Below are 20,293 nucleotides of genomic sequence, written 5' to 3'. Positions count from 1 at the left end.
GATGAAAACTAACTACGAAAAAAGTTTAAAAAAAGCCCAAAAAGATGGGTTTCAAATTAATTTCCAGCTGTAATAACTGTATTTTCTATGTGATAAATCCAATCTTCCACATCACTATCATTATATCTAAATGTGCCTTTTAAAGTAACAAACTGATCCGTTTTTAATTTTGGCAATTCTCCCTTAAATTTAATTCCCATTAAAGTTTCTGGTCCTGATTTTCCACAGAAAAAACAAGCTGCAAATACATTTTTACTAATTGCATAATTTTTATTATCTATTGGAATAATAAAACCACTAATAGTAACTTGTTTACCTTGTAATGATTTTAACTTTGGGTTAATTACAGGAAACATAATTTCACCATATACTTTATCTGGTTTTTTTAAATAATCTATCTTACCTAATAAACTCCAAGTTAAAGTGTCTGTTAAAACAATGTTTGTGTCATTTTTTAGAGTAATATTTTCATCTTTTTTATCAAAACTAAATAAAAAAACTACTACTAATAAAGCTATTGAAAATTTAATATAATTATGCATTTGCTAATGTTTTTGAAATATTTAATTGATATGCTTTTATGGCCGGAATTAAGGCTGCTAAAACACCCACAAAGATGGTTAATAAAAATAAAACTCCTTCTTTTTCCCAAATAAATTCATATGGATTAAAACTGAATTTAAAATCTTTTTCTGCTGACCTTGAAATAAACATTAATCCTATTCTTCCTAAAATTGTGCCAAAAATAAAACCAACAACACAAAGCAATAAACTTTCTATCATAACTAAAGTTAAAAGTTGATAACGTTTTGCTCCATTTACTCTTAATAAGGCAAATTCATTTTTACGTTCTTTTAAAGTATTGAATAAAGCAATAAATATTGAAATCCCAGAAATTAGCATGATACCATAAGCTAAATAACGTAATGCATCAATTCCTATTCCAAACATTGAAACTAGACGATTAACTTCTATAGCTGGTGAAACAACTTGCATTTTAGTATTTTGTGCTATGATTCTCGGCCAAGTAACAATTCCCATTTTATTTCTAAATTGCAACAAAACGGCTGTTATTTCCATTCCTTTTTCATCTAGAGTCATTTCTTCTTCTTCATGTGCATGTTCATCATGATCGTGTTCATGTTGAAAATGTTCATCACCATCTTCATGTATATGACCTTCTTCGCCATGCTCAGGATTATGTAATTCTTCTTCTTCATGATTACCATGCATTTGCCAAACACTTGGAATAGTGCATAAAATAAGGTTATCTATCACTCTACCTGTCACTTCAGCAATACCAACAATCTTATAGGAATAATGATCGTGAACTTCACCTTCCGCAGCATCTCCATGTGAACCAAAAAATTCATCACCTACTTTTAAATTCAATTTTTGGGCCATTTCTCCACCTACTACTACTTCAAAGTTCTTTTCGAATATTTTCCCTTTAGATATTTTAGCTCCATATTTCTCTAAATAATCAGGTGTTGTTCCTAAAATTTTATACCCTTTATAATTATCTCCAAATGCCAAAGGAATTGCCTTCTTAATAAACGGATGCTGCATCCAAACTTTTGCAGAATCATAACTAATATTACCTGTAGGAGCATCTACTTGATAAACTGAAGACAATATTAATTGTAACGGACTTCCTTGTGCTCCAAGCACTAAATCTACTCCATCAATATTACTATTAAATTTCTCTTCAAATTGTTTTTCCAGCAACACTAAAACCGTAATAATTGCTACACTTGAAGTTAATAAAATAATACTTAAAATGGTATTTAAAGGCTTAAACCAAATATTTCTCCATGCTAGTTTTGTTATCATTTTACACTAAGGTTATTCGGTTACTAAATTTTTCTTTGATTCGACTATCGTGCGTTACTATAATTAAAGCTGCTTTGTATTCTTTAGATAAAAAAGTCAGTAATTCAATTACTTTTTCAGCATTTCTATCATCTAAACTAGAAGTAGGCTCATCAGCTAATAGTACTTTAGGTTCATTCATTAAAGCACGAGCAATAGAAACACGTTGTTGTTGACCAATGCTTAATTGATTAGGCAATTTATCACTTTGACTTATAATATCTAATTGTTCCAAAAGTTTTTTGGCTCTTGCCGAATTTTTCTTACCTGTTGCTAACCAGCTTGCCATTTCTAAATTTTCTAAAACTGTCAAAGCGCTAACAAAGTGAGATTTTTGAAAAACTATTCCAATATTCTGACCTCTAAATTTATCATTTTTACTTTCAGATAAAGTTACAATATTAGTCTTATCAATCTCTATTGTTCCCGTTGAAGGACGAAGCAAACCTGCTAAAATATGCAAATAAGTAGTTTTTCCTTTTCCTGAATCACCAGTTATCAAGATTGTATTTCCTGCATCACAGTGCAAATCAGGCAAAATAAAGATTTGATCTTTGTTATAAGAGAATGTAATGTTTTTAGTGCTTATCATTTTTGATATGCTTAGTTTTTAATGAGCTGCAAGATAACAAATTGAAAAGAAAGAATTTCTTAATGTTTTAAAAAAATTTGGCCTTTGTAGTTTATATGAAAACGTATTAATAACCAAACAATAACAATTAACTCCACAAAGAGCCAAATTAATTTACAACACTAATGTTTATGCTTTTTCAAATTCAATACATGACCTAGAATCATTCCAATTCCAGCCAAATACATTATAATAGTATGCTCGTGAGTTATGATTGTATAAATTATACTAAAAAAAATAGAACTTATTGAAATCAATAAAATGGCTTTAATATATTTTTGAACATTAGTTTTTAGTATTTTTACAACTGCATACAAACCAATCATTACAAACAATAAATCTATCCAATGATTATGACTTATTCCTACAGGAATAATTGCTAATAGAGGAAAAAGAACACAATGTATTAGACATAAAGTGGCACTTGAAATTCCTATATAGTCAAGAGATTTTGAAATTTGAGTTTTCATTTTTTAAAATATTTAAACGCAACATTGTTGCAAATATATAATAAAAAATAATATAATGGATAAAAAAATAAAAAGAGAAAGAAATTCAACAACTAAACAAGAAATAATAAATTTATTAGAAAACAAGCAAGAAGCCCTAACTCATAAAGATTTTCAAGATTTTTTTAAAGAAAAAATAGATAGAGTTACAATATATAGAGCATTAGATCGATTAGTTGACGAAGGAAAATTACATAAAATTGTTAACCTTGAAGGAGGCATTCAATATGCTATATGTAAAACTTGCAATCATAAAGAAGAAATTCACACTCACAATCATATCCACTTCACCTGTAAAAAATGTGGAAAAACAATTTGTTTGGACAAAATAACTCCAGAAATAAAACTTCCAAAAGGATACAAAATTGAAGAAATGCAACTCTTGATTTCAGGAATATGTTCTAATTGTAGTGGATAAAATTATTTGAAAATTCTCTTATCAAAAGGAAAATCATCTTGTTGAATAATTTTAATTTTCTTAAAATCATCATGAAAAGGATTCAATAAATAATTATAATCACCTTGAACTACTGCTGAAGGCACTTTTAAAACTGCACTTTTTTTATTTCTAAGAAACTCATCCCCTATTTTCTGTGTATCTACAAGTTCTGGAAAACTATTCCAACCGAGTGGTAATTTCTTTATATCTACCATCTCTATAACAACTTCGTCAGGAATAAAAATAGTTAGCATAGCATAACCACTGGGTAAAGTTGCTAAAGTAACATGAACTACAACTTCAGCCATAGCGAGCGCTCTACTCTCAGCTGTGTAAACCACTTCTATTCCTTTAGAATTCCATCTTGCACCTGTAATAGAAGCACCAACTCCTGAAAGTTCGATAGGATATTTTTTATTGGCTAACCGAAATACTTCCATTACACAAATATTCCGTATTGAATTTTATTCAACTCATTCATAACCATTTCTTTTCCGTATGAGTCTTTTAACAACTCAAAAGGTTGCAAATTTCCTAAGGCAAAATTAGGAGTATTTAACCAAAGGTAAAATTGTTCTTTGGAATCAAATACTTCTTTTCCAAGCGAAGTAACTTCAGCTAATTCTAGAATCTTTTCTGTAGGAATAGGATCAAAAACAAAATCTTTTTTTGACTTATTACGCTGTAATGTTCGCAAAGAAACACCTAAAAACTGAGCCCAATCTTCTTCATTAAAAGGAGTGCGTTCTTTAATTAAATCATATAATTCATAAGGCAAACCTCTTCTAATAGAATGTACAATTAACATTCTATTAGATAAGAATTTTTTATAAGTAATATTTTTATCAACCACAGTTAAATCAGACTCCTTTCCCACTTTAGAGACATACATTCTAACAGCTTTATCTATCTTAACATCTGAATTCGCAACTAACTTTGTCATAATAACGTCATTTGTCTGTAAATTTACGACAATTGTCCTTAGTAAACAAATTTATTTACATCATTCCTTCATCTGCAAAACTAAAATAGCCATTTTCTGTAACTATAATATGATCTAGAACTTGAATCTCTAAACTTTTTCCAGCCTGTTGCAATGCTTTTGTTAATTGAATATCAGCCTGACTTGCCTGTAATTTTCCAGAAGGATGATTGTGTGATAAAATAATTGAAGTAGCATTATGTTCAAAGGCTAATTTAAAAATAACACGAGAATCAACAACAGTTCCAGTTAGACCTCCTTTACTAATTTGCGATTTATAGATAACCTTGTTTGCATTATTAAGATATATTACCCAAAATTCTTCATGTGACAATTCACCAATAATAGGCTGCATCAATTCAAAAACAGCTTTACTTGAAGTGATTTTTGCAAGTTCAACAACTTCCTCTACTCTTCTTCTTCTACCAAGTTCTAAAGCAGCCGCAATTGAAATTGCTTTGGCTTCACCAATTCCTTTAAATTGCATTAATTGAGTAATGGAAAGTTTACCAAGTAGATTAAGATTATTGCTTGAAGAAGCTAAAATACGTTGACATAATTGAACGGCACTTTCATTTCGAGAACCTGAACCGATTAAAATAGCAAGTAATTCAGAATCTGATAAGGTTGATTTACCTTTAAGGAGAAATTTTTCACGTGGGCGATCATCTTCAGCCCACTGATTAATTGGCGTGTACATATATTGTTTATTTTGGCGTTTATAAAAAACAAATTAAATTATTTTTTTATTAGTTTCAAAATATTTAATTTACAATTTACTAATTACTTTTCCGTTATTTATTAAAAAATAGAAGATGAAATATATTTTACTTTTAGCATTACTTATCAATTCATTGGGTTGCCAAGAGAATAAAGAAAAAAGAAAATCTATAGTTGAAATTAAAGAAATAAAAAAAGACATTACAACTGAATTAATTTACCCAAAAACATTTGCAGAAAAGCTATCTAATGCTGCGATTTCAATTATTGACCCTGAAGTCGTCTACACTCCAAGTTATGTTGGTATAAAATATCCAAATGGTGATGTTCCTGAAAAAACAGGAGTTTGCACTGATGTTGTGATTCGCGCTTATCGAAAATTGGGAATCGATTTACAAAAAGAGGTTCATGAAGATATGAAGTCCAATTTTTCTAAATATCCAAAAACTTGGGGTTTAAAAACCACCGATAAAAATATTGACCACAGACGTGTACCAAATCTTGAAATTTTTTTTACTAGAAAAGGAGAAAAACTAGCCGTAAGTCAAAATCCAAACAATTATAAAACTGGAGAGATAATTACTTGGATGATAGGTGATAAATTACCCCATATAGGAATTATTACTCATTTGAAATCTAATGACGGTAAACGCCCTATGATCGTTCATAATGTAGGAGGTGGTCAAGTGCTAGAAGACTGTTTATTTAATTATACAATTGTAGGCCATTTTAGGTTTGAGAAGTAATAGATTATTTGCCATTTTAAATCGACACATTAAAAATAAATTAATTGACTAAATCTTTAACTTCATCAAAATCCAAACCTCCATAATTTCCTGAACTCATTAACAATAAAGCGCTATTATTAAAATTTTGAGAGAACAAAAAGTCTTTAAACTCCCTTGGATTTGTATAAATAATTAAGTCGTCTCGTTTAAAAGATTGAGCAATTTGGTCATAAGTTACCTCTTCTAGCTGTTTAATTTTTACTGCATCTGGTGAATAAAAAACAACTGCTACATCAGCACTGTCTAATGCTCCTTCATATTGTGTTAAAAATTCTGCATTTAAACTACTATAAGTATGCAATTCTAAACAAGCTATCAATTTTCTATCTGGATATTGATTTTTAACTGCTTTAGTTGTTGCAGACACTTTACTTGGTGAATGAGCAAAATCTTTATAGGCAACTTTATTGTTGCTTTCTGCAATTTTTTCTAATCGCTTGCTTGCGCCTTTAAAACTTCCAATCGCTTCGTAAAACTCAGCTTCATCCACACCCATACATTGGCAAACCCATTTGGCTCCAGCTAAATTATTTAGATTGTGAGCTCCAAAAACTTCAATTGGCATTGGTCCTTCTGGTGTATCTAATAAAGTCATTCCATTTTCAACAATATAGCTTGGTGTTTGATAGGCTATTTTACGAATTGGGTTTTCTGTTTCTTCAGCTACTTGCTTTACAGTTTCATCTTCTTCATTGTAAATTAAAATTCCACCCTTAATAATTTGATTTGCAAAAATTCTAAATTGTTCTACATAATTATCAAATGTTGGAAACACATTAATATGATCCCATGCAATTCCAGATAATAAAGCAATGTTAGGTTGGTACAAATGAAATTTTGGACGTAAATCTATTGGTGAAGACAAATATTCATCTCCTTCTAAAACAATAAAATCATTATCTTCAGTAAGATGAACCATCGTATCAAACCCTTCTAATTGTGCTCCTACCATGTAATCCACTTCAATATTATGAAAGTGCATTACATGCAAAATCATTGAAGTTATAGTAGTTTTTCCATGTGATCCACCAATAACAACTCTAGTTTTATTTTTCGATTGCTCGTAAAGAAATTCTGGATAAGAATAAATTTTCAATCCTAACTCTTTAGCTTTTAATAATTCTGGATTATCGGCTTTGGCATGCATTCCAAGAATAATAGCATCTATATTTGAAGTAATTTTTTCAGGAAACCATCCCATTTCTAGTGGCAATAAGCCTTTTTTCTCAAGTCTTGATTTAGATGGTTCATAAATAGCATCATCACTACCTGTTACATTATATCCTTTATTATGCAATGCTAATGCTAAATTGTGCATAGCTGCACCTCCTATTGCTATGAAATGTGTATTCATTTAAAATTCCAATATTTTAAAATCTAAATTCCAAATTTTCATTGATTGGATTTGAGATTATTATTTGTTATTTACTCTTTATTGTATTTATCTGATTCCTCTTGAGCTACTTTTGCTTTTTGAAAAAGTTTCATTTTATTATACAAATTAATTAATCTTTTATAAGCTGTAGCTGAGTGTGTTAAACTAACACTTTGTAAAAAATATTTTTCCGCAGAATTGTAACGTTCAAAATATTCATCTATGTGCCCTTTTGCCATTACACCATCAATTTTTGAAATGTTCATCAGTTCATCAGCGTATTTTTGAGATTTTTTTTCACTTCCACCTATTATTGCGGGTAATTCTAGATATAAAATTACTAAAGCCCAGCGTGTATCAATATGTTTAGTATCTAATTTTGCAGCTGTTTTAAATGATTCTTCAATTTCATCAATCATTCCTAATGCTTTAAACTTATTACTTTCTTTAGCTTTCATTCCCATTGCACCACCATATTTATAATGATAGTTCGCGTTTTTGGGAAATTTTTCTTTTAGAAGTTTATACCTTTCTATAGCTTCATCCCAATTTTTATAATATCCTGCAATATCTCCAAGATATTCAATAGTTTTATAATCATTTTTATTAGACTTTAAACAATCTTCAAAATACACATTAGCTTCACTATATTTTTTTTGATTGAATAGTTTCTCTCCTTTTTCAAAGTTAGTTTGAGAGAAAACAAAAATTGGTAAAAAAAACAAAATGATTTTATACATAATAAAATTTATTGCTCAAAATTAAGAAAATACAATGATTAAAACAGAATGAAAAAAATATTTATCTTAGGCAAAGGTTTTTTTAAAAATCAAATCCAACCTTTTATGTTTTTTATCACTCTATATTAGAAAACCCATTATATGAAGAATTATTTTATCCTTTTGTTTTTTTTAACAAGCTCAACTATTCTATCACAATCTAATTATAACAAAGAATGGCAAGAAGTGTATCAATACGAGCTTGATGGAAAAACACGTTCCGCATATGAAATCGTACAAAATATTTATAAAAAAGCCAAAAGAAAAGAAGATGAAACTGAAATTATAAAATGTTTTTTCTATGTCTCTAAGTTTACTCAAGCACTTGAAGAAGAAGCTCAATCAAAAATAATCGCAAACTTAACGAATGAAATTAAAGAAGCAAATACAACGTCAAGAGCCATTTTAAATTATACTTACGCAACGCTTTTAGTAAAATATATAGCCCAAAATAGATATAAAATCAATCAGAGAACTTCCATTGAAAATGAAGACGAAAGTAATTTTCTTTTTTGGTCTTTACCAAAATTTGAAACTGAAATAGAAAAAGCATTTGAAAACACACTAAAAAACAAAAGTGCTCTGCAACAACAAAACATAACCAATTACAAAGATATTTTTGTTATTTCACCTGATGTTGATGCCAAAAATTATACGTTATATGATTTTTTATGGAACGAAGTTTTAAAATATCGCAAAGACAAAACCAATACTTGGGAAATTAAAGCTACTGCTACTAATGATTATTTTGTTGAAAAATTATATGCTAATTCAACCACTTTTTTAAACGCATCAACTGAAATTATTAATGATGATAATTTTAAAAAAATAATACAATTATTACAAGAATACGAAAACTTCTATAATACTAAAGATAAAGACAAAACAGATGAAGCTCACTTAAACAGACTGAATTACATTCATTCCATTTTCAAAAACAGTACAGTTTACATAAAGGAAATAAAAGCTTTAGAAAAGCAAACTTTAAATAAGCATCTAAAACAACAAGTAAGAGTTGACAGAGCAAATTACTATTACTCTATTGCTCAAAAGAATTCTGAAAAAAACTATTATAAGGAAGTATTAGCACTTTGTGATTCTGTTCTACAATATAGAAATAACAATAATGCATTGGCAGCAGCTGAAACAATAAAAAATAATATTTTAAGAAAAACATTAAATATTCAAATTAAGAAAACACTTTATGAGAATGAAAACAGTAGAGCTTTTGTTACTTATAAAAACATTGACACATTAACCATCCATTATTACAAAATTCCTAAAAACTTAAATGTATTAAAAAATTACACTAAAGAATCGGATTCTATTGTTCGTAATATTATCAATAAAAAAGAAGCGATAAATTCATTTCGCAGCATACTTCCAAATAAAAAAGATTACTTTGAATACAGTACAGAAATTTTACTAGAAAAAATGCCAATTGGTGAGTATCTTTTAGTTTTTCAACCCAATAATAATTCTTTACAAGAAAGTAATTTTGAATACGAAACTATAACTGTTTCTAACATTGCTTTTATTCAAGATGCAGATAATAAATACGATTATTTCTATGCTTCAGATAGAAAGACAGGAAAACCACTTCAAAACATAGTCATCAAAAACAATGAAGCAACCCAGCTAACTGATGCTTTAGGAAAAGTAAGCTTTAAGAAAAAAAAATATACAAAGAACATAGCAACTGTTTCAAATGTGTTTTTTATTCAGAATAAAGACACTTTAATTGGTCTTTACAATAAAGGTTGGTTATATGAAAGTAGTAAAGAGGAAGATGATTACGAAGATTTTGATGCCAAAGCCAAAGTCTATTTTGACAGAGCTATTTATAGACCTGGACAAAAAGTATATTATAAAGGAATTATGATTCAAAATAAAGATGATGTAAAAAGCGTGGTGCCTTTTGTAACCGTTTTAGTTACTATTGAAGATGAAAACTACACTACTTTAAAAGAATACGAAGTACAAACCAATGAATTTGGTTCGTTTACTGGTGAATTTGATATTCCAAAAAATGTTTTAACAGGTCAATTTACCATCACTATTGATGAACCTGATAATTATGAAAACGATAAGAAATATTATGATAAAAAGGAAAACGAACATAAATTTTGGGATAATGTCGATTTAGATTATAACAATGAATTCCATTTTCAAGTAGAAGAATACAAACGTCCTACTTTTGAAGTCACTTTTGAAACCATTAAAGAAAATTATACTATAGGTGATACTTTAAAAATCATGGGTAATGCCAAAACTTTAGCAGGAAGTAATCTTACGAATGCCAAAGTAAATTATAGTATTTCCAAAAGATTATATACTAACAAATACAATAAAAATCTAAAAAGAGAAGACATCAACGAAACAATTGAAACGGATGCAAAAGGTAATTTCACTATTTTGTTGGTTGCGAATGATAGCCTAATTGCTAACAATGACATTAGAGAAATCAACTATACTATCGATGTAGAAATAATTGATTTGAATGGAGAAACTAGAACTGCCTCTAAACAGGTAACCGTTGGAAATCGAACACTAAAATTAAACATTACCACAAATCCAACTTTATATAAGGAAGACGAAAACCAGCTTACTATTACTGCAACAACCTTAAATGATTATGCCATTGATACAAAAGGGGAAATAGAAGTATATTATATTGAAAAACAACGATTCCTTAAAAAAAGGCAGTTTTCAATTCCCGAAATTCAAACTATAACAGAACCAACTTTTAAAAAATTATTTCCAAATGAACCTTATGATTCAAATGAAACAAAAGTTGAGGAAATACTAATAAAAACCATTTCTTTCGACACCAAAAACGGAAAAACAATTCCTCTTTATTTTTTAAAAGAATTTAAAAAAGGGAATTATAAATTGGTTGCCAAAGCGCTTGATAGTAAAAAAAATGAAATAGAAGCTACTCATCATTTCGAACTAAAATCAAAACAAGAAATATTTGATGCATCGGTTTTATTTACTTTTAAAGATGTCACAGATGTAAAAAGTGATTATTTCGAATTTGAATTTCAATCTATTATTCCTGATTTAAGTATTTTCTCTAGATTTTATATTGGAAAAGAATTGAATAAAGAAATTGTTGTCCAACTTAAAAATGGCATTGCTTCCTTAAAAATTAAAAAAGATACTGCTTCAAAAGAAAACTTCCATTTTCATTTTTCAACTCGCCATGATAATGACTATTTTGACAGAAACTATACTATTTCAAAAGAAGAAATAATCAAAAAATTAGAATTTGAGATTATTAGTCTTCGCAACAAAATAGAACCAGGAAGTAAAGAAAACTGGTCGTTTAAAATTGTGAACCAACAATTAACAACTGAAATTTTGGCTAGTATGTACGATAGTTCTTTAGATCAATTTAAAAAAGAAAACTGGGACAGTGATTTACGATTTAACACCAATTACAATTATCCAAATTACCCGTCCTATTATGAGTATAATGTACAAAATATCCATTTTAATAAATTTGATCAAAGTACAAGATATTACAACTATTATATAAAGAATCCAGAACTCAATTGGTTTGGATTTAATTTCAATGATGCTGACAACAAATATGTAAAAGACAAATATATCAAAACAATTGAGCCTTTAGTAGAAATACCTAAAAATGCAAAAATGCTAACTGGTACTATTTTAGACGAAAATGGTCTACCATTACCTAGTGTGTCCATTCAAGTTCAAGGCACAAAAAGAGGTACACAAACCGATTTTGATGGTAATTTTAGTATTAAAGCAGAGGCAAATGAAATTTTAACTTTTTCATATGTAAGTATGGTTGATTCATATTACACTTCAAAAGGAAAGAATGAAAATATAACCATTATGATGAAAGAAGATGCACATAGATTGGAAGAAGTAGTTGTAACAGCTTATGGAATTAAAAAAGAGAGCAAATCTTTAAGCTATTCAACAACTACTGTTATAGAAAGCTCTTATGCTGATGACGTCCCCTTATTACAAGCACTTCAAGGACAAGTAGCTGGCTTACAAATTTCAGTTGACTCAGGTCAACCAGGAAGTGCAGCATCTATTAGAATCAGAGGCACAAGTTCCGTTTCAGGAAATAACGAAGCTTTAATTATAGTAGATGGAGTTCCTATGAGTATAGAAGATTTTAAAAAACTCACTGTTGGCGACATTGAAAGTTTTTCAGTTTTAAAAGATGCTTCTGCAACTGCTTTATATGGTTCAAGAGCTTCTGGAGGTGCTATCATCATAACTACAAAAAAAGCACTAAAAGAAATTGTCCAAGTCAAAACAAGAACTAATTTTAATGAAACCGCTTTCTTTTTCCCACAATTACAAACAGATAAAGAAGGCAAAATAAACTTTTCTTTCACTTCTCCTGAATCTTTAACAAGATGGAAATTGCGTTTGTTAGGTCATAATAAAAACTTTGAAACTGGTTATTTCCAAAACGATATTGTTTCTCAAAAAGACATTATGGTCATGCCAAATTTACCAAGATTTGTAAGAGAAAAAGACACCCTTACCATTACTACAAAAGTGGTAAACATGACCAATGAAACAAAATCAGGTATTGCCATGCTTCTTTTATTTGATGCTACAAATGGAAAAGCCATTGATAGTATTGCATTCAACCAAAAGAACAGAAAAGATTTTATTTGTAAACCAAAAGAAAGCGTTTCCGTTTCATGGACAATTGCCATTCCTGAAAACCTACAAGGATTACAATATAAAATTGTAGCCAAATCCGGTGTTTTTTCAGATGGAGAAGAAAATATTTTACCGGTTCTGAGCAATAAAATTTTAATTACCGAAAGTATTCCGCTTTGGGTAAGAGAAAATAGTAAGAAGGAATATGTATTTGAAAATCTAAAAAACAACACTTCAAGTGCTTTACAAAATCATAGTTTTACTTTAGAATATACAACAAACCCTATTTGGTTTGCCATTCAATCTTTACCTTATTTAATGGAATACGAACATGAATGTGCCGAACAAACCTTTGCTCGTTATTATGCAAACACCATTGCTAGTGAAATTGTAACCAAAAATCCAAAAATCGCAAACTTGTTTGAATCTTATAAAAATGAAAAAACACCTAAAAACAAATTAGAAATAAATGAAGAATTAAAATCAATTTTATTAGCAGAAACACCTTGGTTTTTCGATTCAGAAAATGAAGGCGAAAAGAATAAACAATTGGCTTATTTATTTGATTTGGCAACATTAAAAAACAAACAAGAGCAAACTTTAGAAAAACTAGAAGCTAAATTATTACCTTCTGGTGGTTTTCCCTGGTTTGATGGTGGTAATGAAAACCCATTTATTACCCAACATATTTTAGCCGGAATTGGACATTTGAATACTTTATTTCCAAATGACAATACAAAATATAAAACAATTGTAAGTAAAGGAATTCCTTATTTAGATCAAAAATTCATTTCACAACATGTAGATAATAAAACTTTTTTTAGAAACTATTCTTACAACGACATTCACTATTTATATATGAGAAGTTTTTATTTAACAGAATATCCTATTTCAGTAAAATTAGATTCGTTGTTGCAATTGCAATTAAAAGAAGTGAAACAAAATTGGTTGACCTATTCTTTATTTCAAAAAGCACAATTAGCTCTAGTTTTTAATCGTTTTGGAGACACCGAAATGGCAAAAAAAATGATAACCCATTTAAAAGAAACAGCCTCTTTAAATGAAGATTTAGGCATGTATTGGATTGCAAATACTAAAAGTTGGCATTGGTACCAATCACCAATAGAAACACAAGCTTTATTGATTGAAGCTTTTAACGAAGTTACCAAAGACACAAAATCGATTGACTTAATGGAAGTTTGGTTGCTTAAAAACAAACAGAATAAGAATTGGGCAACCACAAAAGCTACAACGGAAGCCATTTATGCTATTTTACTTCGAGGAAACGACTGGACTTCTGTTAAGGATAAAACCAAATTTAAAATTGGCAATGAAAAGATATTGAGTGACAAATTGGCTTCCAACGAAAAAGAAGTAGAAAGCGGTTATATAAAGATCAATTGGAAAGTGGATGAAATTTCAAAAGATATGGCAAACATCAGTATTGAAAACAATTCGGATGTTCCTAGTTATGGAGGTATCTATTGGCAATATTTTGAGAATTTGGAAAACATAAAAGAAAGTACAAATGCCGTCTTAAACATTAAAAAAGAAGTATTTAAAAAAGATAAAACTGGAATTGGAACTATTTTAAAAGCTATAGAAAAAGAAGATTTGAAGGTTGGTGATATTATTACCATTCGTTTAACTATAAAAGCAATAGAGGACTTAGAATTTGTACATTTAAAAGATTTAAGAGCTTCTTGCTTTGAACCTTTAGATGTTATTTCGAAACATGAAAGTAAAGATAACTTATATTATTATAAAAGCACGAAAGATGTTGCAACTCATTTTTTCTTTGATAAAATAGATAAAGGGACTTATATTTTAGAATATGATATTCGCATTAATAACTCAGGAAGTTTCAACGATGGTGTTTCTACATTGCAAAGCATGTATGCACCTGAATTTTCAGCCAATTCAAAAAATAGTATAATAAAGGTTACAAAATAATAATTTTAACAAACAAAAAATAGCCTAAATTTTTCCTATATTTGAGTATTAACATATAAAACAAACAAATTATGGGATTATTTTCATTTGTAAAAAATGCTGGTGCTAAATTATTTGGTAAAAAAGAAGAAGAAGCTCCAGTTGAAGAAAAAGCAGTATTAAAAGCAAGTGCTTTACTTGAACATGTAAAATCTCTTGGTTTAAAATACAAAACCATTAAAATTAGCCTTAAAGGAGATGATGTTATTGTAGAAGGTGATGTTGACCAACAAGAAGATGCTGAAAAAATTGTTTTAGCTATTGGAAACGTTGAAGATGTAGATACTGTAGACAATCAAATGACTGTTATTGAACCAAAACCAGAAGCTCAATTTCATACAGTTGAAAAAGGGGAATGGTTATCTAAAATTGCTAAAAAATACTATGGAGATGCCAATAAATTTAATGTCATTTTTGAAGCTAATAAACCCATGCTAGATCATCCAGATAAAATTTATCCCGGACAAGTGTTACGTATTCCTAATTTAGATTAATCATCTTATAAAAGTATAAAAAAAGGAACGCAATGCGTTCCTTTTTTTATACTTAGTTTTTAACTTCCGAATCTGTATTCAACATTTTCCACAATTTATCTTTGAGCTCCTGTAACCCTTGTTGAGCAACAGAAGAAATAAACATATAATCAATACCTTTAAATTCTTTATCTAATTGTATTTTCATTTCAGCTTGCAATTCCTCATCTAACATATCTGCTTTAGAAACAACTATTAGTCTATCTTTATCTAACATTTCAGGATTGTATCGTCTTAACTCATCTAATAAAATTTCATATTCTTTCTTAATATCTTCTGCATCCGCAGGAACAAGAAACAAGAGCGTAGAATTACGTTCTATATGTCTTAAAAAATAATGACCTAATCCTTTTCCCTCAGCTGCTCCTTCTATAATACCTGGAATATCAGCAATTACAAAAGATTGGAAATCTCTGTAAGCTACAATTCCTAAATTAGGCTTTAAAGTAGTAAATGGATAATCCGCAATTTTAGGTTTTGCAGATGTTAATACAGACAAAAGTGTTGATTTTCCTGCATTGGGAAAACCTACTAAACCAACATCTGCTAGAACTTTTAATTCTAAAATAATATCAAGTTCTTCACTTGGCATTCCTGGTTGTGAATAACGTGGTGTTTGATTTGTAGAGCTTCTAAAGTGCCAGTTTCCTAACCCTCCTTTTCCTCCTTTTGCTATAACTCTTGATTCTCCATGCTCTGTTATTTCAAAAAGCACTTCTCCAGTTTCTTTATCTTTTACAACCGTTCCTAAAGGCACTTCTATAATTTTATCTTCTCCATCAGCACCTGTACTTCTTGAACTTCCTCCATCTCCTCCATGACCTGCTTTTACATGTCTTAAGAATTTTAAGTGAAATAATGTCCATAGTCCTTTATTACCTACTAGAATAACATGTCCTCCACGGCCACCATCTCCTCCATCTGGACCACCTTTTTCAATAAATTTTTCTCTATGTAAATGTGTAGAACCTTTACCTCCTTTTCCAGAAGCTAAATATATTTTCACATAATCTACGAAATTTCCTTCAGTCATTTTTTTATAAGTTTTCTGTAATTTATGTCCTAATAATTAAAAAACACTTCTTCTTACAGTTATTATTGTGATGTTACAAATTATAACCATTTAACTGATTATTAATCAATAACCTTATTGTACTAAATATTATTCTTTCAAATTTTTAATTAAAATTTTACTTATCTTAACTCCATTCATAAGAACTACTTCAAATTCTAATTTGTTCCAAACTAATTTTTGTCCAACTTTAGGGATTATACCTAATTCTGTTATAATTAATCCGCTTACAGTTGTAACTTCATAATCACCAATTAATTCATCCATATCAAAATAGGTTAAGAAATCGTGAAGTGAATAATGCCCATCTACTAGCCAAGAACCATCATTATTTGGCACTAATTTAAACTCGTGCTCATGAAAATCTGCTGCATTACCTACCAATGCTTCTAAAATATCATTCAAAGTAATAATTCCTTGAAAAACGCCATGTTCGTCAGTAACTAGTGCATAATGTATTTTTGATTTCTTAAAACTCTCTAATGCTTTATATGCGGTTGTATGTTCGATAAAATAAACTGGTTCAGATGAAATTTCTTTTAAATCAAATTTACCTTTTTCGAAATTCAGAAACAATTCTTTCAAAGATACTATTCCTTCAACATCATCTAAATTATCTGCACAAACTGGATAAATGGAATGAAGTTCATTTAAAACTTTTGATTTAATTTCTTCAATTGAATCTTCATAAGACAAATAAACAACAGCGTTTCTATGTGTCATTAATGAATTTACTTTTCTGTCACCAATATGAAAAACACGTTCTACTATATCTTGCTCAATTTCTTGGACTTCACCACCTTCTGTTCCTTCTTTAATGATAGCTTTTATCTCTTCTTCTGTTACTTTCCCGTCTGCAGTTGGCCTAATTTTTAATAATTTCAACAAAAACTCTGTTGAAGTTGTTAATAACCAAATAAACGGCATAGTAATTATAGAGATTATTTTCATTGGAACTGCGACTATTTTTGCAATTCCTTCTGGGTAATTTAGCCCAATTCTCTTTGGTAAAAGCTCTCCTAAAACAAGAGAAAAAAAAGTTAATATCACTACTACTATTCCAACAGCAATAGAATCAGCATAAGATTCTAGTATTTCAAAACTTGCAATATAATTTTTTACATCTGATGTAATCTTATCACCAGAATAAATTCCCGTTAAAATCCCAATTAGGGTTATACCTATCTGAACAGTCGATAAAAATGTATTGGGAGAATTAGCTAGATCTAAAGCTATTTTTGCGTTTTTATTTCCTTTTTTTGCGGCTGTTTCTAAACGATTTTTACGTGCAGAAATAAGTGCAATTTCTGACATCGAAAAAACACCATTTAACAAAATTAAAAAAAGAATAATTAAAATCTCCATAATTTAAATTTATAAAAAAGGAGCATAAATCCCAAATTTCGGGAATAGCTCCAATTTAGTTTGCAAATATCAGAAAAAAAAATCTAATGTTCTAAATTTATATTATTTACAGATCTTAAGATTATAATTGATCTAAAACTTCGCTTAATCTTTCTGTTACTTCTGCAATGCTTCCAATTCCATTAACGGTTTTGAATTTATTTTGTGCTTTGTAATAATCCATTAATGGTGCCGTTTTTTGATTATATTCTACATAACGATTTCTGATTTTTTCTTCATCTTGATCGTCTGGTCTTCCTGATGTTTTTCCTCTTTCTAACAGGCGTTGTACTAAAATTTCATCATCAGCTTCTAAAGCCACTGTTGCTGTAATTTCTTGGTTTTTTGAATTTAAAAAAGTATCTAAAGCTTGTGCTTGGGCAATTGTTCTAGGGAAACCATCAAATAAAAAGCCTTTTGCTTGAGGATTTTCATCTACTTCACTTTGCAACATTTTAATGGTAATCTCATCTGGAACTAAATCTCCTTTATCCATATAAGTTTTTGCTAACTTCCCTAGTTCAGTACCATTTTTGATATTATACCTGAAAATATCTCCCGTCGAAAGATGTACTAAATTGTATTTTTCTTTTAAGAAATCAGCTTGAGTTCCCTTTCCAGCTCCTGGCTTTCCGAATAAAACTATATTAATCATTTGTGTGTTTAAATTTTCTATTGCTAATTGATAAACGTCTGGTAAATTTCTTCCTAAACCATCATAGTCTAAACCAAAACCAACGATGAATTTATTAGGAACACGAATTCCTACGTAATCTAATTTAATATCCTTTTTATATGCGTCAGGTTTAAAAAATAAAGTTGCAATCTTTAAGTGTTTTACTTTCTTTTCTTTAAAAATAGCTTTTAACTCTTCAACTGTATTTCCTGTGTCGACTATATCTTCAACAATTACAACTGTTTTCCCTTCTAAATCTTCGTTTAAACCAATTAATTGTTTTACTTGATTAGTAGATTGTGTGCCTTCGTAAGAAGCTAATTTAACAAAACTCACTTCACACATTCCTCTGTAATACTTCATTAAATCGGAAACAACTTTGAACGAACCATTTAAAACTCCAATAAATACTGGAACTTCATCAAAAAAATCATCGTCCATTTGTTTTGCCATATTTTGAATCGCAAAATCTATTTCATCTGAAGAGATAAAAGGTTCAAAATGTTTATCGTGTAATTGAATCACAAGGTTTGATTTTAAAAATAAGCAACAAATTTACTAAAGTAGAAAGGATTAGCATATTAATAATTATTATTTTTTTTCATTTTTTGTATTTTTAGCGAATGAAATCATTTTTTTACACACAAATAGAAAATAGTACAGCTCATAGAAAATCTAGAGATTTTATTTGTGAATCCGCTTTAATAAATTCAGAGAATTTAGAAGAGTTGTTTCATTTAGCTTTTGACATTAGTAATAAAAATCATTTTAAAGCATGCTGGTCATTAGAACTTGTTCTTGAAAAAGACTTAAAATATATAATTCCCTATTTAGATATTTTCATAAATATAACTTTTAAATATAAAAATGATTCCGCTAAAAGATCCATTTCAAAAATTTGTATGTTTTTATCCAATTCAAAGCTTATTAAATTATCTGAAAAACAAGAACAAATTCTAGTGGAAACTTGTTTAGATTGGCTTATTAAAAATGAAAAAGTAGCTACTAAAGCTTATGCGATAAGAGCATTATATAACTTTAGTAAAAACCAACCTTGGATTAAAGATGAACTAAAAATTATTTTAGCACAGGATTATAGCTTGCACTCTGCTGCTTACAAAACAGTTGCTAGAGAAATTTTAAAAAAACTGAATAAATAAAAACATTTTTTTTACGTAAATTTGCGAAAACCATACGTATATGAATACTAAACTTACATTATCTCTCGAAAAAGAGGTAATTGAAAAAGCAAAAATATATGCCAAAGAAACAGGTACAAGTTTATCTGAGCTAGTAGAATCCTACTTTAAAAACTTGACTAAAAAATCTAAAACAGATAAGGATGTTCATCCAAAAGTAAGAAAATTGATTGGGAGAATTACTCTTCCTGAAAATTTTAACGAAAACAAAGCCAAAGAAGAATATTATAAAGAAAAACATGGTTTTTAAGCAAATTTTTTTAGACACTACTATATTAATTGACATTATCACTAATAGAAAACCTTTTTCTAATGAAGCTATTTTAATTTTTGATTATTGCCAAAGAAAGAAAATTAGAATGTATGCCACTTCTCATTCCATAGCAACTTTATATTCCCTATTAAAAACTATGGAAGAGGAAAAAGAATTGCGTTCCATTATAGATGATTTGTTAGATACAATATCGGTTATTGCTATTAGTGAACCTATTTTAAGAAAAAGTATAAAATCATCTCATAAAGATTTTGAAGATGCTATTCAAATTGTTGCTGCTCAATCTATACATACTATGAATTGCATTATTACTAGAGATATAAAAGATTATAAAAAAGCAAAAATAAGTGTTTTTACTCCTGACGAATTTTTAAATAAATTTTTTTAAC

19 protein-coding genes are annotated in these 20,293 nt (G+C 28.9%); 7 read left to right on the top strand and 12 right to left on the bottom strand.

All coding sequences use genetic code 11. The annotated features are described in order from the left end of the window. Positions 1–56: 56 nt before the first annotated feature. The 4 genes from ACULEV_RS02475 to ACULEV_RS02460 form a co-directional block, all read right to left on the bottom strand. The gene (locus tag ACULEV_RS02475) at positions 57–542 is read right to left on the bottom strand and encodes a hypothetical protein (protein WP_445457108.1); all 486 of its coding nucleotides are present in this window, start codon (positions 540–542) and stop codon (positions 57–59) included. Continuing rightward, on the bottom strand, positions 535–1,833 hold the full coding sequence (locus tag ACULEV_RS02470; protein ID WP_445457107.1) for an ABC transporter permease: 1,299 nt from the start codon (positions 1,831–1,833) through the stop codon (positions 535–537). The genes ACULEV_RS02475 and ACULEV_RS02470 overlap by 8 nt, the downstream gene beginning before the upstream one ends. Position 1,834: 1 nt before the next feature. Beyond that, positions 1,835–2,464: an ABC transporter ATP-binding protein gene (locus ACULEV_RS02465; RefSeq protein WP_445457106.1), complete on the bottom strand. Its 630-nt coding sequence runs from the start codon at positions 2,462–2,464 to the stop codon at positions 1,835–1,837. Between the two features lie 161 nt (positions 2,465–2,625). Continuing rightward, positions 2,626–2,973, bottom strand: coding sequence for a MerC domain-containing protein (locus ACULEV_RS02460; protein WP_445457105.1), 348 nt, complete (start codon positions 2,971–2,973; stop codon positions 2,626–2,628). A gap of 55 nt (positions 2,974–3,028) precedes the next feature. On the opposite strand from ACULEV_RS02460, the gene ACULEV_RS02455 reads away from it, so the two are divergent. Beyond that, complete coding sequence (locus tag ACULEV_RS02455; RefSeq protein ID WP_445457104.1) at positions 3,029–3,430, top strand: Fur family transcriptional regulator; 402 nt, start codon at positions 3,029–3,031, stop codon at positions 3,428–3,430. 2 nt (positions 3,431–3,432) lie between these two features. On the opposite strand, the gene ACULEV_RS02450 is transcribed toward ACULEV_RS02455, so the two are convergent. From ACULEV_RS02450 to radC, 3 genes are read right to left on the bottom strand one after another with little or no spacing between them, the layout of a single operon-like run. After that, entirely contained in the window at positions 3,433–3,891 is a 459-nt protein-coding gene (locus tag ACULEV_RS02450) for an RES family NAD+ phosphorylase (protein ID WP_445457103.1), read from the bottom strand. Continuing rightward, positions 3,891–4,394, bottom strand: a complete 504-nt coding sequence (parS, locus tag ACULEV_RS02445) for a type II RES/Xre toxin-antitoxin system antitoxin (RefSeq protein WP_445457102.1) — start codon at positions 4,392–4,394, stop codon at positions 3,891–3,893. Before parS ends, ACULEV_RS02450 begins: the two co-directional genes overlap by 1 nt. A gap of 55 nt (positions 4,395–4,449) precedes the next feature. Continuing rightward, entirely contained in the window at positions 4,450–5,133 is a 684-nt protein-coding gene (gene radC / locus ACULEV_RS02440; RefSeq protein WP_445457101.1) for a RadC family protein, read from the bottom strand. A gap of 115 nt (positions 5,134–5,248) precedes the next feature. On the opposite strand from radC, the gene ACULEV_RS02435 reads away from it, so the two are divergent. Then, a complete protein-coding gene (locus ACULEV_RS02435) occupies positions 5,249–5,899 on the top strand; it encodes a DUF1287 domain-containing protein (protein WP_445457100.1) in 651 nt (216 codons plus the stop codon). A gap of 40 nt (positions 5,900–5,939) precedes the next feature. On the opposite strand, the gene ACULEV_RS02430 is transcribed toward ACULEV_RS02435, so the two are convergent. Continuing rightward, positions 5,940–7,295 carry a UDP-N-acetylmuramate--L-alanine ligase gene (locus ACULEV_RS02430; RefSeq protein WP_445457099.1) on the bottom strand — a complete coding sequence of 452 codons (1,356 nt, stop codon included), beginning with the start codon at positions 7,293–7,295 and terminating at the stop codon, positions 5,940–5,942. Positions 7,296–7,366: 71 nt separating this feature from the next. Then, positions 7,367–8,056 carry a tetratricopeptide repeat protein gene (locus ACULEV_RS02425; RefSeq protein WP_445457098.1) on the bottom strand — a complete coding sequence of 230 codons (690 nt, stop codon included), beginning with the start codon at positions 8,054–8,056 and terminating at the stop codon, positions 7,367–7,369. Between the two features lie 141 nt (positions 8,057–8,197). Between ACULEV_RS02425 and ACULEV_RS02420 the strand changes: the two genes are divergently transcribed. Beyond that, positions 8,198–14,707, top strand: coding sequence for an alpha-2-macroglobulin family protein (locus tag ACULEV_RS02420; RefSeq protein WP_445457097.1), 6,510 nt, complete (start codon positions 8,198–8,200; stop codon positions 14,705–14,707). A 71-nt stretch (positions 14,708–14,778) separates the two neighbouring features. After that, the gene (lysM, locus tag ACULEV_RS02415; protein ID WP_445457096.1) at positions 14,779–15,240 is read left to right on the top strand and encodes a peptidoglycan-binding protein LysM; all 462 of its coding nucleotides are present in this window, start codon (positions 14,779–14,781) and stop codon (positions 15,238–15,240) included. A gap of 52 nt (positions 15,241–15,292) precedes the next feature. On the opposite strand, the gene obgE is transcribed toward lysM, so the two are convergent. The 3 genes from obgE to ACULEV_RS02400 form a co-directional block, all read right to left on the bottom strand. Beyond that, entirely contained in the window at positions 15,293–16,312 is a 1,020-nt protein-coding gene (gene obgE / locus ACULEV_RS02410; protein WP_445457095.1) for a GTPase ObgE, read from the bottom strand. A gap of 129 nt (positions 16,313–16,441) precedes the next feature. After that, positions 16,442–17,665, bottom strand: coding sequence for a hemolysin family protein (locus ACULEV_RS02405; protein WP_445458509.1), 1,224 nt, complete (start codon positions 17,663–17,665; stop codon positions 16,442–16,444). Positions 17,666–17,837: 172 nt separating this feature from the next. Beyond that, positions 17,838–18,956: an adenylate kinase gene (locus ACULEV_RS02400; protein ID WP_445457094.1), complete on the bottom strand. Its 1,119-nt coding sequence runs from the start codon at positions 18,954–18,956 to the stop codon at positions 17,838–17,840. A gap of 98 nt (positions 18,957–19,054) precedes the next feature. Between ACULEV_RS02400 and ACULEV_RS02395 the strand changes: the two genes are divergently transcribed. Genes ACULEV_RS02395 through ACULEV_RS02385 form a run of 3 tightly spaced genes read left to right on the top strand, consistent with a single transcriptional unit; the run spans position 19,055 to position 20,292 of the window. Continuing rightward, positions 19,055–19,591: a hypothetical protein gene (locus ACULEV_RS02395; RefSeq protein ID WP_445457093.1), complete on the top strand. Its 537-nt coding sequence runs from the start codon at positions 19,055–19,057 to the stop codon at positions 19,589–19,591. Between the two features lie 40 nt (positions 19,592–19,631). Continuing rightward, the gene (locus ACULEV_RS02390) at positions 19,632–19,880 is read left to right on the top strand and encodes a DUF6364 family protein (protein ID WP_445457092.1); all 249 of its coding nucleotides are present in this window, start codon (positions 19,632–19,634) and stop codon (positions 19,878–19,880) included. Next, positions 19,870–20,292 (top strand): PIN domain-containing protein, encoded by a 423-nt coding sequence (locus ACULEV_RS02385; RefSeq protein WP_445457091.1) that lies wholly within the window; start codon positions 19,870–19,872, stop codon positions 20,290–20,292. The genes ACULEV_RS02390 and ACULEV_RS02385 overlap by 11 nt, the downstream gene beginning before the upstream one ends. Position 20,293 lies beyond the last annotated feature (1 nt).

This window comes from Flavobacterium sp. HNIBRBA15423 (genome assembly GCF_052655965.1).
The sequence above is the reverse complement of the archived record's forward strand: the minus strand, read 5'-3'. Positions and strand labels throughout refer to the sequence as shown.

What these genes read in the sequence shown, in the direction of transcription:
- ACULEV_RS02390 (WP_445457092.1), top strand. Translation starts at nt 19,632, where the DNA reads ATGAATACTAAACTTACATTATCTCTCGAAAAAGAGGTAATTGAAAAA.
- ACULEV_RS02420 (WP_445457097.1), top strand. Translation starts at nt 8,198, where the DNA reads ATGAAGAATTATTTTATCCTTTTGTTTTTTTTAACAAGCTCAACTATT.
- ACULEV_RS02460 (WP_445457105.1), bottom strand. Translation starts at nt 2,973, where the DNA reads ATGAAAACTCAAATTTCAAAATCTCTTGACTATATAGGAATTTCAAGT.
- ACULEV_RS02470 (WP_445457107.1), bottom strand. Translation starts at nt 1,833, where the DNA reads ATGATAACAAAACTAGCATGGAGAAATATTTGGTTTAAGCCTTTAAAT.
- obgE (WP_445457095.1), bottom strand. Translation starts at nt 16,312, where the DNA reads ATGACTGAAGGAAATTTCGTAGATTATGTGAAAATATATTTAGCTTCT.
- ACULEV_RS02455 (WP_445457104.1), top strand. Translation starts at nt 3,029, where the DNA reads ATGGATAAAAAAATAAAAAGAGAAAGAAATTCAACAACTAAACAAGAA.
- ACULEV_RS02395 (WP_445457093.1), top strand. Translation starts at nt 19,055, where the DNA reads ATGAAATCATTTTTTTACACACAAATAGAAAATAGTACAGCTCATAGA.
- ACULEV_RS02430 (WP_445457099.1), bottom strand. Translation starts at nt 7,295, where the DNA reads ATGAATACACATTTCATAGCAATAGGAGGTGCAGCTATGCACAATTTA.
- ACULEV_RS02385 (WP_445457091.1), top strand. Translation starts at nt 19,870, where the DNA reads ATGGTTTTTAAGCAAATTTTTTTAGACACTACTATATTAATTGACATT.
- radC (WP_445457101.1), bottom strand. Translation starts at nt 5,133, where the DNA reads ATGTACACGCCAATTAATCAGTGGGCTGAAGATGATCGCCCACGTGAA.
- lysM (WP_445457096.1), top strand. Translation starts at nt 14,779, where the DNA reads ATGGGATTATTTTCATTTGTAAAAAATGCTGGTGCTAAATTATTTGGT.
- ACULEV_RS02475 (WP_445457108.1), bottom strand. Translation starts at nt 542, where the DNA reads ATGCATAATTATATTAAATTTTCAATAGCTTTATTAGTAGTAGTTTTT.
- ACULEV_RS02405 (WP_445458509.1), bottom strand. Translation starts at nt 17,665, where the DNA reads ATGTCAGAAATTGCACTTATTTCTGCACGTAAAAATCGTTTAGAAACA.
- parS (WP_445457102.1), bottom strand. Translation starts at nt 4,394, where the DNA reads ATGACAAAGTTAGTTGCGAATTCAGATGTTAAGATAGATAAAGCTGTT.
- ACULEV_RS02465 (WP_445457106.1), bottom strand. Translation starts at nt 2,464, where the DNA reads ATGATAAGCACTAAAAACATTACATTCTCTTATAACAAAGATCAAATC.
- ACULEV_RS02450 (WP_445457103.1), bottom strand. Translation starts at nt 3,891, where the DNA reads ATGGAAGTATTTCGGTTAGCCAATAAAAAATATCCTATCGAACTTTCA.
- ACULEV_RS02425 (WP_445457098.1), bottom strand. Translation starts at nt 8,056, where the DNA reads ATGTATAAAATCATTTTGTTTTTTTTACCAATTTTTGTTTTCTCTCAA.
- ACULEV_RS02435 (WP_445457100.1), top strand. Translation starts at nt 5,249, where the DNA reads ATGAAATATATTTTACTTTTAGCATTACTTATCAATTCATTGGGTTGC.